Genomic DNA, 14173 nt, shown 5'->3' on the forward strand with positions numbered 1-14173 from the left:
GCTCACGGTGATCCGGGACCGCTTCTCAGGCCGTGTAGCCCCGCTCGCGCAGCGCGGCGAGCAGCTTCTGCTTTCCCTCTTCCGACACCACGCGACCATGCGCGGGTGCGACGTGCGAGAAATCGAGCGCGGCGATCCGCTCGATGGACTCCTGAAACGCGGCTCGATCCTTCACGTGCTTCAGGAACAGGCGGCTGACGCCCAATCGGCGATACGTGCCGAACAGATGCAGTATCAGCCAGGGGCCAATGCCGCGTGACTGTGATTCGTCGATGTTGAAGACCAGATCGCTCACGAGCAGCACCCTCGAACGGTGGTGCAGGAACACGCTCTCGTTGAAGTCAGGCATTCCTCCAACGGCCACGTGACGAAGCTCGTCATCGTACGGCCAGGGATCGGCTCCGAGGATTCCGTGCCACGAGAGCTCGGGGAACTTCTCCTTGATGCCCACCGGGCCCCAGAGGCGTGCACGCGGGTGGGCCGCCGCGGCGGCCTTCATTCCACCTCCATGCAGGAGGTTGGGCGCGATGATGTCGGTGACCTCTCCCGCGTCACGCAGCTGCGCCTCGGTGAGTGTGGAGGCCGGGGACCAGAGCACCCGTGCCCGCTCGAGCTCGATGAGGCTCGTGCGCACCGGAAGCTTCATGAGCGGCATCTGGAGCTCGGCTTCGATGAACTTCAAATGGTCAAAGGTCATGGCCCGGAAACTCGCACAGCTCCTGGATAGACGCTCGGCCATAAAGCGCCCAACGGCGTTCCCCGCCCTCAACCCGAGAGGCCGGTCCCTGGCTCGGGGAGCAGGTGGATGGAGTAATGGTCGAGATGGCGGTGATACAACGCCACATGGCGCCTGCCCGCGATCACCATGAAGGCACTCTGGAGCGGCTCGGGCTGCCCCTTCAACCAGGCCTCCGCCTCCCCGCGCGTCTCGAAGGAAGGAAGGGTGCCGGGAAGAACCGCCTGCTGAAGCTGCTCGAGGTAGCCCTCGAGGATGGGATGAGGAAAGAGCTGCCGGTCATCGACTTCTCGGACATGCATGACGATGTGGTACTCGTCCGCGATCAGAACGAAAGTGCCGTGAGGAGGCGCGGGGTGATGCCGCAGCCAGACATCCGCTTCCTCGCGGGTCTTGAAAGCCGCCACCGCGTAGGGTGGAGCCCCCTTGCGGAACTGGAGGTAGTCCTCGAACGAGTGGACAGTGCCGCTCTCCGAGATGAACATGAGCGCCGCAGCGGCGACCCTGAAGAGTTCCTTTTCCTCGGAGGACCGAGCACGCTGCATGGTCCGCCCGAGAAGACCCTGCACTTCAAGGATGAGCTCGTCGATGGTCATGGCGACACCGCCGCGAGGTGAGGAGCCAGCGAAGAGCCCGATGATGTCATGAGCACTGCCGGTGCCAGGACAAGAATGCCCGCCCCGGTGGAGACCGCGAAGAACATGATTCCCGCGATGACAACCACGCTTCCTAGCTCCACTGCCCTGTGGTTGCGCTTCAACCAATCGACGGCGCTGTCAGTCGTCGTGAACTCCTGAGCACGGCGCTCCTCTGCCTTCAAGCACCTCGTGTATTGCCGCATGCATTGCTCGGAGCAATATCGGTCGTGTCCGGCACGTGTTCCGAAGTCCTCGATGTAATGGCTGAAGTCCGAGGGAACGGGAATCTGGCGGCACTCTCGATAGCACTCGAGGTATCGAGCGTAGCAGTCGGACTGCTGGCTCGAGGCCAGCACGACACGCCCGACCAACCCTTCGGCGCCTGACGACCCATCCCGGTGACGTTCCAGGTCGAAATCCCCGGCAGGCTGCCAGGAATGGCTGACCCGACCATCGGGCGCCTCTTCGATGACAAGCACGAGACGGGTGAGTTCCTCGACGTTGGTGGGGGCGGAGTGCCGGGTGACGCTACAGGACGCGATCAATCCACTGAGAAGTGCCGCCACGATTTTGTGGAATCTGCTGATTCGCATGAGGCAGGAGTACGTGCTCGAAGCTAGAAGGCGGCCACACTAGCAGGCGTTCTTCGGGAACGAGGCTCATTCATCTCCTGCCGCCATCAGGCCGGCTCGGGCGGCGTAGTTCCTCGCGGTCACCACGGCGAGCATGATGTCTCCAGATTCGGGAAAGACCTTCTCCGCCAACTCGGCGAGTTCCAGGGCCTTCACCAACGATTCCCGGGTGTTCTCTCCCGTCCAGAGGTCGAGCAGTGCCGTCCACGACTCCTCGACCAGCTTCAATGCCCCCGCCGCCCCTTCTTCATAGAGCTTCTCCGCCTCTCGAGGAGCATTGCGGAAGGTATCCAGGAAGTGCGCAAGCTCCAGAACCGCGACGGGGTTGCGCTTCGAGCCGCGGACCGCCTGCTCCAGGAGCCGCTGGATTTCCGCGAAGGCCGCATCCGCGTTCACCCCAGCTTCCTCGTTCAGCAACAACAGCCGGGCGAGCTCCAGAAGATTGGGAGTGAACGTGGGACAGTCCCTGGCCACTGCGCGCAGCAGGCTCAACTGCTCCGGGCTGGCCTGATTGGCCCCTCCGATGGCTCGGGCCTCCTGGAGTTTCGCCTCCAGCTCTTCCAAGCGCGGATGTGTCATGGTGTCACCTCATTTCGCCAACAGGTCGGGGAACTGCTCAGAGCAGTTTCTTCTCCATCATCGACTCCGCCCGAGCCTCCATCATGGGCCGGCCAGGAGCCAGCCGAGCAACCCCGGGGTGGCAGAACGTGACCGCCGAGGTCATCTTCTGCTTACCTATGGCTGGAGTCGACCTGTCCCATCCTCCCGTGGAGAAGTTGCCCCTCAAGGACTTCCGTGAGGCCGTCGACGCGCGGCTCGCGGACCGCTCCCCCGAGGAGCTGCGCGCCCTCCTCCGCCTCCTCGCCAGCCGCGTCCCTTCCTCCGAGCGGCTCTCCTTCCTCCACTTCCTCCACGCTCCCCTCGACTCCAGCGCCCACGCGGCGCTCCATTCTCATGCGCTGCTCGAGGACATCTCCGAGCTGGCCCGTTCCCTCCCAGACAAGGCCAAGGAATGGGAAGACATCTGGCCCGAGAACGACTCCCTTGGCCCCTACGCCGAGTTCCTCGAGCCCCTCACCTCCCTCTTCCAGCGCGCCCAGGAGGCCTCCGAGCGCGGGCAGCATCCCCTCGCCCGCGAGGCCTATCGCGCCCTCTTCTCCCTCCTCGAATACACGGATGACCAGGGCCGCGGCCCTCGCCCCGAGCACCTCTCCCACGTCGACTTCCCCGAGGCCCGCGCCCGCTACCTCCGCGCCGTCTACTTCACCGCTCCCCCCGAACAGCGCGCCCCCGTCCTCCTCAAGGAGCTGTGCTCCCTGCGCCAGCTCCTCTCCCGCGCTCACCGGCCCCTCGTCCAGGAGTGGCTCGACATCTCCTCCGAGCCCCTCCCCGGCTTCGACCTCTTCCTGCGTGACTGGAGCTCCCTCCTCCGTCAGCAGGAGGGCCCCGATGCCGATGCCTGGCTGCGCGAGGCCATCCGCCTCTCCCAGGGCACCCGCGGCCTGCGCGAGCTCGCCTTCTCCGAGCCCTCCCGCCACCCCCGCGCCTTCGTGGATCTCCTCTCCGCCCTCGAGCGCGAGGGCCCGCCGCTCGCCGTGCTCACCACCGCACGGGAGGCCCTCGCCGTCCTCCCCTCCTCCCTCCCCCTGCGCGCCACCGTCGCCACCTTCCTCGCCTCCGCCGCCGATCGCCTCGGCCAGCCCGGCACCGTCCGCTCCGCCCGCTGGGAGGCCTTCGTCTCCCAACCCACCCTCTCCCGGCTCCTCGAGCTCCGCGACACCTTCCCCTCCGAGTCCGAACGCGAGCCCCTCCTGCGCCGGGCCGCCCGCCACCTCGAATCCGCCCTCCAGCAACCCCGCGTCCCCTCCGGCTCCATGGCCGCGCTCCCCGACCCCGAGGACCCTCTCGACGTCCCCGCTCATGTCGATCGCCGGCTGCTCGCCCATGCCTGGTTGCTCGCCCATGACTGGGAGGCCGCTCACGTGCTCGCCTCGAAGGAGAACGCGCTCGGGTGGACGTTTGGCGACAACCCCCAGGGGCTCGTGGTGCCCGCCTTCCTCGTGCTCCTGTCTGGCCAATCCCTCTCACGGCTGCCCCGCAACGTGGACGCGCTCTGGCGTCAGGCACTCGAGTCCGGCACCCGCGCCGGCGCCTGGTACTCGGGCGGTGCGCGCCACGACGAGGCCCTCGGCGAGTGGCTCGCCCGCGCCTACGCCGACGCCCTCCCCGCCATCTCCCTCGAGCCCGCCGAGCGGGAGCGGCTGCTCGAGTGGTGTCTGGAGCTCGCCCGCAAGCGCTCGAGCACCATCGTCAGCCGCCAGCACCGGCGCAGCTACGGCAAGGCCGCTCAGTTGCTCGCCGCCGCGGCCGAGGTCCTCTGGCTGCTCGGCGAGCAGGCACGCGGCAACCTGCTGCTCGCCGGCTTCCGAGAGGGATTCCGCCGCCACCGCGCCTTCCAGGCCGAGCTGGATGCGGCCGTGGGCTCCACCCCCAAACGCTGACGGCCTGCCGCGTTCCCCCTCCAGGCGCTATCCTGCCCTCCGCATGCGCGCCTCCCCCCGCTCCAGCCCCGCCCCCGACGGCTTCGACGCCGTGCTCGGGGAGGCCGTCCGGCACATGGAGGAGCGCGTGACCCACGTCTCCACTACCGCCGGTGTCATCGCCACCGTGCTGGTGCTCGTCGCCCGCGTCGCCGGCTCGCAGATTCCCGCCATCATCCTCTGCGCCACCGTGGGGTATCTCCTCTGGTACTCCTGTGTCTCGCTGCTGCTGCGCACCGGCCGCTTCCGCCCGTGGATGCGTTACGCCTCCTCGCTCGTCGACGTGTCCATGGGCACCGTCGTCGCCCTGCTGGACCTGGGCGTCAACGGCCCCGCCTTCGCCCTGTCCGCCGGCGGGCCCGCCCTCTACTTCGTGGGCATCGCCGCCGCCATCCCCCGCCTCCAGCCCCGCCTCTGCCTCTTCGCGGGCCTGGCCGCCGCCGCCCAGCTCATCGGCGTCATCCACTTCATCCTGCGCCCCGCTGCCTCCGCGGAGATGCTCGCCACCGGCGCGTATGACTTCTACGTCACCCTCGCCAAGGCCATCTTCCTCGTCACCACGGGCGCGCTCGGCATGGTGGCCAGCGGCTCCATGCGCTCACTCCTCATGCGCCTCACCGAGAGCGCCGTGGAGCGCGAGCGCGTGCGCGGCCTGCTGGGCATGCACGTGAGCGAGCAGGTCATGGAGCACCTGCTCTCCGGCAGCATCCCCGAGGGCGGCGAGCGCCGCGCCGTCACCGTCTGCTTCACCGACATCCGCGGCTTCACCCGGCTCGCCGAGTCCCAGCCCCCCGAGGAGACGCTGCGTCTGCTCAACCTCTACTTCGGGCGCATGTGTGAAATCGTCGCGGCCCACGGCGGGCTGGTGAACAAGTTCCTCGGGGATGGGATGCTCATCGTCTTCGGCGCGCCCACGCACCAGCCGGACGACGCGCGCCGCGCCCTGGCCGCCTCGCGCGAGATGCTCGCCGAGGCCGCCCGCATGCGCGAGCAGGGGGAGTTCCCCGGTCTGCGCATCGGCGTGGGCCTGCACCGCGGCGAGGCCGTCGTGGGCAACGTGGGCGGTGCCCAGCGCCAGGAGTACACCGTCATCGGCGACACGGTGAATACCGCCTCGCGTGTGCAGGATCTCACCAAGGCCCTGGGCCGCTCCCTGCTCCTCACCCGCGAGTGCCGCGAGGCCATTGGCGGGGAAGTGGCCCTCGAGCCGCTCGGCGCCCATGTCGTGAAGGGCCGGGTCCAGCAGCTCGAGGTGTTCGGCGTGCCCGAGCTCGACTCGCGCCAGGCCGCCTGAACGGCCCTCACCCTCCGCCCTCTCCCAGAGGGAGAGGGCGCATGCGCAACCCGGGTATTTGACCGCCAGCCGACAGCCCCACCGCACCGCCGTCCCCTGTCCTCCAGGGGCCCGCCTGGAGCATGACTCGCCCCCATGGCGGCCGGGGCATGCCGGGGCCGCCGGGGGGAGACACATGGCCGAGACACGCGTGGGTGGGGCTCGCATCCGTTATGACGACGTGGGGCAGGGAGGGCCCGCCCTGCTCTTCATCCCCGGCTGGTGCACCAGCCGCGAGGTGTTCCGCAAGCTCGTCCCGTGGAGCTCCATGCTCCACCGCGCGCTGGTGGTGGATCTGCCCGGCCACGGCGAGTCCCAGCAGCCCGGCCCCGACTTCGACAACACCACCGTGGTGGACACCCTGCGCGCCGTCATCGACGCCAGCGGCGCGCGCCAGGTGGTGCCCGTGGCCCTGTCTCACGGCGGCTGGTGGGCCCTCGAGCTGCGGCGCCAGCTCGGCTCGCGCATCCCCGCCCTGGTGCTCCTGGACTGGCTCGTGCTGGAGCCGCCCCCGCCCTTCCTCCAGGCCGTCCAGGCCCTCCAGTCCTCCCAGTGGAGGCAGGCCCGTGATGGGCTCTTCTCCCTGTGGCTGCAGGGCGTGGGCTCGCCGGACGTCGTGCGCTTCGTCCGCGACGACATGGGCTCCTTCGGCGAGGACATGTGGAAGCGCGGCGGGCGGGAGATAGAGAAGGTGTACACGCGGTACGGCAGCCCCCTGGAGGCGCTCGCCACCCTCTCGCCCCCCGTCCCCACGCTCCACCTCTACGCTCAGCCCGAGGACAACGCCTGGCTGGAGGCCCAGCGCTCCTTCGCCTCCTCGCACCCCTGGTTCCAGGTGCAGAAGCTCCCCGCCCGCAGCCACTTCCCCCTGCTGGAGCTCCCCGAGGAAATGGCCGTCCGCATCGGCCGGTTCCTCGACTCGACCCTGGGTACCCATCCTGCTGGGTTGCCTTCCCCGCCCACTTGATTCCACCCCCCTCGGGGAGTTAGTTAGTTAGCACTAGCTAACCAATCAACGAGTGGAGTCATGGGGCGTCCCCGACAGGTCCTGGACGAGGAGATTCTGGAAGCGGCACGGGCGTGTTTCATCGAGCACGGTGCCTCGGTGAGCACGGAGACGATCGCCGCGCGTCTGGGGGTGTCGGGGCCGGCGCTGCTCAAGCGGTTCGGCAGCAAGCGGGAGCTGCTCAAGGCGGCGTTCTCCATCGGGCACGCGCCGCCGTGGCTGCCCCTGGTGGAGGAAGGGCCGGACAAGCGCGAGCTGACGGTGCAGCTGCGGGAGATCGCCCAGGCCATCGACACCTTCTTCCGGAAGATGGTGCCGGCCTTCGCGGTGCTGCGCGAGGCGGGCCTCACGCCCGAGGAGCTGCGGGGCGATGACAAGCACGGGTCCGCCCCCGCGCGCGCCTTCCTGACGATGGCGGGCTGGTTCCGCCGGGCGCAGGAGCAGGGCCGGATGCGCGAGGGAGACCCCGCCGTGATGGCCAGCCTCTACCTGGCGGGCCTGCAGTACCGTCACTTCCTGGCCCACGTGACGAACGAGCGCGTCCCCACGGAGGCCGAGGACCCCTGGGTGGATCGCATGGTGGACACCTTCTGGCGCGGGGTGGCGCCCGAGGCGGGTGGTGGGAAGAAGGGCCGCTGAGCTCAGCGGGCCCGGGCTTCTTCCGGCGTCTCGAGCAGGTAGCGCTGGCGCTGCTCCGGCGTCAGGCTTCCCGAGACGGCCTCGCTCAGCAGGGCCTGGAGCCGGGCCGTGCCCACCGTCCAGAGGCGCACCGTCCCGTCCTCCACCACCGAGAGCACCCGGGCGCCGTCCACGCTGAACGCCGCGCGCTCCATTCTTCCCTCGGGTCCACCGAGCACGAGCGGCTCACCCGTCCCATCCGCCCTCCATACCCGCGCCGTCCCGTCCTCGGAGGCCGTGAGCACCCGCTCGCCATCCGCGCTGAAGGCCGCGCGCTCCACCCGCCCTTCATGGCCTCGGAGCACCACGGGCTCGCCCGTGCCGTCCGCCTTCCACACCCGCACCGTCCCGTCCCGTGAGGCCGTGAGCACCCGCCAGGCGTCCGCGCTGAAGGCCGCGAGCTCCACCTCCGCTTCCGGGCCCGCGAGCACGCGCGGCTCGCCCGTGCCGTCCGCCTTCCACACCCGCACCGTCCCGTCCTCGGCCACGGAGAGCACCCGCTGCCCGTCCGCGCCGAGCTCCGCGGCCCTCACCCCTCCCACGTGGCCCGCGAGCACGCGCGGCTCGCCCGTGCCCTCCGCGCTCCACACCCGCACCGTCCCATCCTGCGAGCGGGTGAGCACCCGCTGCCCGTCCGCGCTGAACTCCGCGGACCACACCTCTTCCTCATGGCCTCGCAGCACCACGGGCCCGCTCGTGCCGTCCACCCTCCACACCCGCACCGCCCCTTCTTGCGACTTGGTGAGCACCCGCTCGCCGTCCGCGCTCAGCTTCGCGGGCCACAGCATCGCCAGGTAGCCCTGGAGCACCACCGGCTCTCCGGCGCCATCCGCCCTCCACACCCGCACCGTCCCCGCCCTCGAGGCCGTCACCACCCGCTCCCCGTCCGGACTGAAGGCCCCGGCTCCCACCTCTCCCTCCGGACCCGCGAGCATCACCGGCGCTTCCGTGCCGTCCGCCCTCCATACCCGCACCGCCCCGTCCTCGGAGGCCGTGAGCACCCGGTGCCCGTCCGCGCTGAACTCCGCGCACGTCACCGCGCCCTCGTGGCCCGCGAGCACCACCGGCTCCCCGAGGCCATTCCACACCCGCGCCGTCCCGTCCTCCGACGCCGTCAGCACCCGCTGCCCGTCCGGGCTGAAGGCCGCCGAGCGAACCTCGGCCACGTGGCCCCGGAGCAACACGGGCGTTCCCGTGCCATCCGCTCGCCACACCCGCGCCGTCCCGTCCTCCGACGCCGTCACCACGCGCTGCCCATCCGCGCTGAACTCCGCGCTCGACACACCCGCCGCGTGGCCCGCGAGCACCACCGGCTCGCCCGTGCCATCCGCTCGCCACACCCGCGCCGTTGCGTCCGCGGAGGCCGTCACCACCTGCTGCCCGTCCGCGCTGAACTCCACGCTCAGCACCGCGCCCGCGTGGCCCCGGAGCAACACGGGCATTCCCGTGCCATCCGCTCGCCACACCCGCGCCGTCCCGTCCTCCGACGCCGTCACCACCCACTGCCCGTCCGCGCTGAACTCCGCCGAGCGCACCGTGCCTGAATGGCCCGCGAGCACCACGGGCCTGCCCGCGCCGTCCGCCCTCCACACCCGCGCCGTCCCGTCCTCCGATGCCGTCACCACGAGCTGCCCGTCCGCGCTGAACTCCGCGCTCAGCACCCGGCCTCCGTGGCCTCGCAGCATGACGGGCTCGCCCGTGCCATCCGCCAGCCCCACCCGCACCGTGCCGTCCTCCGACACGCTGAGCACCCGCTGCCCGTCCGGGCTGAATTCCGCGGGCCACACCCGCTCCTCGTACGCCGCGAGCACCACCGGCTCGCCCGCCCCGTCCGCCCTCCACACCCGCACCCGCCCCTCCTGCGACGTGGTGAGCACCCGCTCGCCGTCCGCGCTCAGCTCCGCCGACCACACCCCTCCTTCATGTCCCGCGAGCACCACCGGCGCTTCCGTCCCGTCCGCCTTCCACAGCCGCGCCGTCCCATCCGCCGAGCCCGTCAGCACCCGCTCGCCGTCCGCGCTGAAGGCCGCGAGCTCCACCCGTCCCTCATGGCCCGCGAGCACCAGGGGCTGCATCGCGCCCCGGTGCAGCGCCTCGAGCACGGTCGGGTGCCACTCCGGTGTCCGCTCCGGCTCCGCCACCTCGCGCAACACCAGCACCGCCAGCGCCAGGTCCCACTCGAGCAACCGCCTCGCCTGGAGCACCCGCGCCACGTCCCTCGCGTACCGGGTGCGCTCGCGCTCCCGCGCCTCCGCCTCGCTCACCCGCGGCTTCTGCCCGCGCGCCTCCCGCACCCACTCCACCAGCCGGCCCCACCGGCGGATCATCGCCTCGTGCGCCAGCCTCAGCCACGGCTCCGGCGGCCGCCCCCCGTCCTCGCCCCGCACCACCAGCCGGTGCCGCACCAGCTTCTCCACCACCGCGTCGAAGGCCGCCGCCTCGTCCTCCCGCTCCGGGCGCAGCTGCTTCAATCCCTCTCGCCGCGCGTGCGGGCTCATCTCCTCGCGCAGGTCCACCAGCCTCGCCAGCAGCCGCCGCGCCTGGTGCCGCTCGGCCTCCGGCAGCGACTCGTAGAGCCTGTCTCCCGTGCGCGCCATCGCCCCCACCACCCCGCCGAGCTCCTCGTACGCCGCCCGCGTCAGCCGGCTCCCCGCACGGCGCTCCCAGAGCTGGTCCAACGCGTGCTCCAGCAACGGAAGCGCTCCGGGCTCCTGCTCCACGTCCCGCCGCAGCGCCTCCACCAGCCCCGGCTCCAGATGCAACCCCACCACCCGCGCCGGGCCCTGGATGATGTCCGTGAGCTGCTCGGCCCGCGGTGGGCCCACGAAGAGCCGGTGCGCCGCCGAGTACACCACCGACTCCAGCTGCGGGCCCTCGTGGTCCACCCGCACGTGCTCGCAGCGCCCGAGCGCGTCCACCCGCAGCGTGGCCACCACCACCACCCGCGCCTCCGGGGTGTGCGCCAGCCTCCACAGCGCCCGCATGAGGGCCTCGCGCTCCTCCACCGTGGCCACCTGGGTGAAGAGCTCCTCGAGCTGATCCACCACCACCAGCAGCCACCGCTCCGGCCCGGCCTCGCGCAGCCCCCGGGCCTCGCGGAGGACCTCGGCGACGGTGGCCCCCTGGTCCGTGGGCGCGCTGTCCTGGCGGTGCAGTCCGGAGAGCAGCGCGCGCAGTCTGCCGAGCGAGCTGAAGCGGCCCGGGCCCTCCTCCACCTCGAGCATCCGGGGAGCGCCCACCTCACCGGGCCGCAGCACGACGGTGTCCCAGGGCTCGCGCGCGTCCTCGTGGAGACGGGGCACCAGCCCGGCCAGCACCAACGAGGACTTGCCGCTGCCCGAGGCCCCCACCACCACCTGGAAGCGCGAGCCCCAGCCGCCCATGGACGCGCGGACGCGCAGCACCAGCTCGCGCTCCAGCTCGCCGCGTCCGAAGAAGAAGCGGCGGTGCTCGGGCTCGAAGGCCAGCAGGCCCCGGTAGGGCCGGGCATCGGAGGTATTGGGGTTGGCCGCGAGGGGCTCGTTCCGCACGGGCGCAGCTTAGCAGCCGGGGGCCTCGGGCAGGGGCTTCACCCGTGTTGCCCGGGAAGCGGGCGAGCGGGCTCGGCGGTGGGTGGGGATGCGGGTACGCTCCGCCCCATGGCCAACGAAGCGCGAGACTACTTGCTCCGGCAGTTCGACACGGCGTGGGCGCTCACCTGGTACCACCTGGAGGGAGTCTCCACCGAGGAGTTCCTGTGGCGCCCCGCGCAGGTGGGACTCCATGTGCGGCAGGACCCGGATGGACGGTGGCGCGCCGAGTGGCCGGAACACGAGGGGTATGACCTCGGTCCTCCGAGCATCGCGTGGGTGACGTGGCACATCGGCTTCTGGTGGTCCATGGTGCTCGACCACTCCTTCGGCGAGGGGAAGCTGACCCGCGAGGAGGTACTGTGGCCCGGGACCGCCGACGGTGTCCGCGAGTGGATCGGCCGGCTCCAGGCCCAGTGGCGGGCGAAGCTCGAGCAGCTCACCGAAGACGAGGTGCGCTCGGTACAGCGGACCCGCTGGCCCTTCCCGGACCGTCCCTTCGGGGACGTCATCGCCTGGGCCAATGTCGAGCTCACGAAGAACGCCTCGGAGCTCGGTTACGCGCGTTTCCTGTATGCCGTCAGGGCGCGCTGAGGCCTCAGGGAGCTGACACGGGGGCAACTCATGGTCCTCGATACCCTCACCCCGTCCCTCTCCCGGAGGGCGAGGGGATATTGACGCTCCACCAGAGGATCCGGCCTCCGGGTAGACGCACCGCCAGTAGCCTTCGCTTCGTTCTGCCCACCCGGGCCGTCTTCAGCACCACGCCCCGCCTCGCCTCCAGTCCTCCCTCGTCCGTCAGCCTCCAGCGCAGCTCGAACTGGAGCCACTCCTCCTCCGCCTCCGCCGGGAAGATTCCCGCCGCTCGCAGGCTCCCGGCGAAGCGCCGTCCATCCGCCAGCGGATTCGGCTCCACTCCCAGCAACGGGTTCTCCCGCGCCCACGTCTCGAATCGCCTGGCGAAGTCCGCTCCCAACGCCGCCGCCACCATCGGCCACGTCCGCTGCACCAGCCTCCGGCGCTTCATCCCCAACGCCTCGGCCGCCGCTCCCACCCGCTCCGCGTCGAAGCCCTCCGGCACCGGCTCTCCCATTCCCAACGCTCGCGCCAGCTCCGCCTGCGCCTTCGCCAATCGCTCGCGCGCGCTCATGCACCCCCGCCCTTCCACCGCGCCACCCCTCGCGCCTGCGCCGCCCTCATCGCCTCCAGCTCCGCGCCGAGCACCTCCGGCGGTGGGAAGTGGTCATCCCACTCGAGCAGCGCCGGCACCGGCCCCACCCGCTCCACCAATTCCTCCAGCAGGACCAGCGGCCCCTCGGGCACCCCGTGCGCGTGCGTGTCGTGGTACAGCCCTCCGCGCTTCACCCCTCCCGCCACGTGCACGTAGGCCAGCCGCTCTCGAGGCACCGCCTCCAGCACCTCCCTCGCGTCCGTCCCGTGGTTGAGCGTGTTCGCGTACAGGTTCGCCACGTCCAGCAGCACCCCCACTCCCGTTCGCTCCAGCACCCCCGCCAGCCACCGGGCCTCCGTCATCCCCTCGCCCGGCCACTCGAAGAGGCTCGCCACGTTCTCCAGTGCCAGCGGCACCGGCAGCGCCTCCTCGGCCCGCCGCACGTTCTCCGCCAGCACCTCCAACATCTCCCCCGTGCGCGGCAGCGGCAGCAGGTGCCCGCTCTCCACTCCTCCCGCTCTCACGAAGGCCAGGTGCTCGCTCACGCATACCGCGCCCAGCCGCTCGGCCAGCCGCGCCAGCATGTCCAACCGCTTCCGCTCCGGCGGCTCCGCGCTCCCCAGCCCCAGCGACACCCCGTGCAGCACCACCGGCACTCCCCGCTCCTTCAGCCGCTTCAGCGGCTCCGGCAGCGGGCCCCGAGGATCCAGGTGCTCGGCCAGCACCTCCACGAAGTCCACCCCCTCCGCTTCGTCGAGGTAGTGCGCCAACTGCCTCCTCCACCCCAGCCCCACCCCCGCTGGCGGCTTCAATCCCCGCCTCCACCCCCACAACCGCCGCAGCCTCCGCCGCAGCCGCCTCCCCCGTCTCCACCGCTGTCACCCCCGCCACTGTCACCGGAGCTGACGTCCCCGCCCCCTCCCGCACTCCCCGGAGGCACCAGGTAGGAGCGCAGATCCCCCATCCCCGAGCTCACCAGCAGCCCCGTGCCGAAGAGCGCCACCGCCATCGCCACGCTCCCGCTGTTCATCGTCCCCCACGCCCCGTCCGCCTTCGCCGTCGTCCGCAACGCCTCGTTGTCCCACCGCAGCTTCGCCAATGCCTTGTCACCCCGCCTCGTACGCCGGGGTGAGCCCCCCAGCACCCCGAAGCCCACCACCGAGGCGAAGATGAGCAACACCACCAGGAACCCCACCGGCCTGTCGCGAGAGATCCCCACCATCATCTTCGCCAATCCCAGACCCAGCGCCGGTCCGAAGAAGAGCCACTTCGGGTAACGCGTGTACCCCTCGGCCACCTCCGGCTTCATCAGCAGGCCCCGGCGGCGCAGCCCCTCCTCCATTCCGTCCAGCTCCCGGCCCAGCTTCTTCTCCAGCTCCGAGACATCCCCCGTCGAACCGGCCACCGCCTCGTACACCGCCCGCTCGAAGGGCAGCATGCGCGCGGGCGGCCCGGCCACCGCCTTCAGCACTCCGTCCTCCAGCTTCAGCGCCCCGGCATGCACCAGCGCCGCCACCGCCGCCCTCACCCCTCCCTCCCGCCGCTCGAGCACCGCCACCTGGTACGGATCCAACTCCAACTCTCCGGGGCGCGGCTCCTCCGAGGGCTGGTTCAACGTGGACTGCCAGACCTTCGCCGCGAGCAACAGCAGCACCAGGAACGGGATGTACACGCTCAGGAACTGCTCACCACTCCAGTCCAACGGGTTCATGGCTTCCCTCCTCCGGGCCTTCGCCCTTCTCGGGTTTCGCCTTCCCTTGCAGGAAGAACACGCCGGAGGTAACGGCTCCTCCTGTGACAACTCCGTGACTGGCCAGGGGCGGAGCGGTGACACCCGGCCCGGAGTGTCTCACGGGAACCAGGGAGCCTC

13 protein-coding genes are annotated in these 14173 nt (G+C 71.0%); 5 read left to right on the plus strand and 8 right to left on the minus strand.

The features are described 5' to 3' along the window. Nucleotides 1–25: 25 nt before the first annotated feature. From BO221_RS07710 to BO221_RS07725, 4 genes are all read right to left on the minus strand, one after another. Nucleotides 26–697 (minus strand): hypothetical protein, encoded by a 672-nt coding sequence (locus BO221_RS07710; RefSeq protein WP_143195328.1) that lies wholly within the window; start codon nucleotides 695–697, stop codon nucleotides 26–28. Nucleotides 698–765: 68 nt separating this feature from the next. Beyond that, complete coding sequence (locus BO221_RS07715; protein ID WP_073559748.1) at nucleotides 766–1332, minus strand: hypothetical protein; 567 nt, start codon at nucleotides 1330–1332, stop codon at nucleotides 766–768. After that, a complete protein-coding gene (locus BO221_RS55960; RefSeq protein WP_073559749.1) occupies nucleotides 1329–1967 on the minus strand; it encodes a hypothetical protein in 639 nt (212 codons plus the stop codon). Before BO221_RS55960 ends, BO221_RS07715 begins: the two co-directional genes overlap by 4 nt. 66 nt (nucleotides 1968–2033) lie before the next feature. Further along, the gene (locus tag BO221_RS07725; RefSeq protein ID WP_073559750.1) at nucleotides 2034–2585 is read right to left on the minus strand and encodes a hypothetical protein; all 552 of its coding nucleotides are present in this window, start codon (nucleotides 2583–2585) and stop codon (nucleotides 2034–2036) included. Nucleotides 2586–2743: 158 nt separating this feature from the next. Between BO221_RS07725 and BO221_RS54790 the strand changes: the two genes are divergently transcribed. From BO221_RS54790 to BO221_RS07745, 4 genes are all read left to right on the plus strand, one after another. Next, complete coding sequence (locus BO221_RS54790) at nucleotides 2744–4507, plus strand: hypothetical protein (protein WP_073559751.1); 1764 nt, start codon at nucleotides 2744–2746, stop codon at nucleotides 4505–4507. A gap of 43 nt (nucleotides 4508–4550) precedes the next feature. Then, nucleotides 4551–5840 (plus strand): adenylate/guanylate cyclase domain-containing protein, encoded by a 1290-nt coding sequence (locus tag BO221_RS52390; RefSeq protein WP_073559752.1) that lies wholly within the window; start codon nucleotides 4551–4553, stop codon nucleotides 5838–5840. 175 nt (nucleotides 5841–6015) lie between these two features. Further along, on the plus strand, nucleotides 6016–6846 hold the full coding sequence (locus BO221_RS07740; RefSeq protein WP_073559753.1) for an alpha/beta fold hydrolase: 831 nt from the start codon (nucleotides 6016–6018) through the stop codon (nucleotides 6844–6846). A 60-nt stretch (nucleotides 6847–6906) separates the two neighbouring features. Then, on the plus strand, nucleotides 6907–7524 hold the full coding sequence (locus BO221_RS07745; protein ID WP_073559754.1) for a TetR/AcrR family transcriptional regulator: 618 nt from the start codon (nucleotides 6907–6909) through the stop codon (nucleotides 7522–7524). A 2-nt stretch (nucleotides 7525–7526) separates the two neighbouring features. Here the strand turns inward: BO221_RS07745 and BO221_RS57035 are convergent, their stop codons facing one another. Beyond that, complete coding sequence (locus BO221_RS57035; protein WP_073559755.1) at nucleotides 7527–11093, minus strand: WD40 repeat domain-containing protein; 3567 nt, start codon at nucleotides 11091–11093, stop codon at nucleotides 7527–7529. Nucleotides 11094–11201: 108 nt separating this feature from the next. Here BO221_RS57035 and BO221_RS07755 point away from each other — a divergent pair, with 108 nt between their 5' ends. Then, a complete protein-coding gene (locus BO221_RS07755) occupies nucleotides 11202–11726 on the plus strand; it encodes a DinB family protein (protein WP_073560257.1) in 525 nt (174 codons plus the stop codon). 46 nt (nucleotides 11727–11772) lie between these two features. On the opposite strand, the gene BO221_RS07760 is transcribed toward BO221_RS07755, so the two are convergent. From BO221_RS07760 to BO221_RS07770, 3 genes are read right to left on the minus strand one after another with little or no spacing between them, the layout of a single operon-like run. Then, entirely contained in the window at nucleotides 11773–12282 is a 510-nt protein-coding gene (locus tag BO221_RS07760) for a hypothetical protein (protein ID WP_073559756.1), read from the minus strand. Next, nucleotides 12279–13115 (minus strand): DUF692 family multinuclear iron-containing protein, encoded by an 837-nt coding sequence (locus tag BO221_RS07765; RefSeq protein WP_073559757.1) that lies wholly within the window; start codon nucleotides 13113–13115, stop codon nucleotides 12279–12281. Before BO221_RS07765 ends, BO221_RS07760 begins: the two co-directional genes overlap by 4 nt. Next, complete coding sequence (locus BO221_RS07770; protein ID WP_073559758.1) at nucleotides 13112–14014, minus strand: TIGR04222 domain-containing membrane protein; 903 nt, start codon at nucleotides 14012–14014, stop codon at nucleotides 13112–13114. The genes BO221_RS07765 and BO221_RS07770 overlap by 4 nt, the downstream gene beginning before the upstream one ends. Nucleotides 14015–14173: the final 159 nt, after the last annotated feature.

Origin of the sequence: Archangium sp. Cb G35, assembly GCF_001896145.1 — a bacterium.
In the GTDB taxonomy this organism is placed as follows: domain Bacteria; phylum Myxococcota; class Myxococcia; order Myxococcales; family Myxococcaceae; genus Archangium; species Archangium violaceum.

Excerpts from the sequence above, each read along its gene's own strand:
- BO221_RS07770 (WP_073559758.1), bottom strand. The coding sequence starts at position 14,014 with ATGAACCCGTTGGACTGGAGTGGTGAGCAGTTCCTGAGCGTGTACATC.
- BO221_RS07740 (WP_073559753.1), top strand. The coding sequence starts at position 6,016 with ATGGCCGAGACACGCGTGGGTGGGGCTCGCATCCGTTATGACGACGTG.
- BO221_RS54790 (WP_073559751.1), top strand. The coding sequence starts at position 2,744 with ATGGCTGGAGTCGACCTGTCCCATCCTCCCGTGGAGAAGTTGCCCCTC.
- BO221_RS07715 (WP_073559748.1), bottom strand. The coding sequence starts at position 1,332 with ATGACCATCGACGAGCTCATCCTTGAAGTGCAGGGTCTTCTCGGGCGG.
- BO221_RS07760 (WP_073559756.1), bottom strand. The coding sequence starts at position 12,282 with ATGAGCGCGCGCGAGCGATTGGCGAAGGCGCAGGCGGAGCTGGCGCGA.
- BO221_RS55960 (WP_073559749.1), bottom strand. The coding sequence starts at position 1,967 with ATGCGAATCAGCAGATTCCACAAAATCGTGGCGGCACTTCTCAGTGGA.
- BO221_RS52390 (WP_073559752.1), top strand. The coding sequence starts at position 4,551 with ATGCGCGCCTCCCCCCGCTCCAGCCCCGCCCCCGACGGCTTCGACGCC.
- BO221_RS07725 (WP_073559750.1), bottom strand. The coding sequence starts at position 2,585 with ATGACACATCCGCGCTTGGAAGAGCTGGAGGCGAAACTCCAGGAGGCC.
- BO221_RS07755 (WP_073560257.1), top strand. The coding sequence starts at position 11,202 with ATGGCCAACGAAGCGCGAGACTACTTGCTCCGGCAGTTCGACACGGCG.
- BO221_RS07745 (WP_073559754.1), top strand. The coding sequence starts at position 6,907 with ATGGGGCGTCCCCGACAGGTCCTGGACGAGGAGATTCTGGAAGCGGCA.
- BO221_RS07710 (WP_143195328.1), bottom strand. The coding sequence starts at position 697 with ATGACCTTTGACCATTTGAAGTTCATCGAAGCCGAGCTCCAGATGCCG.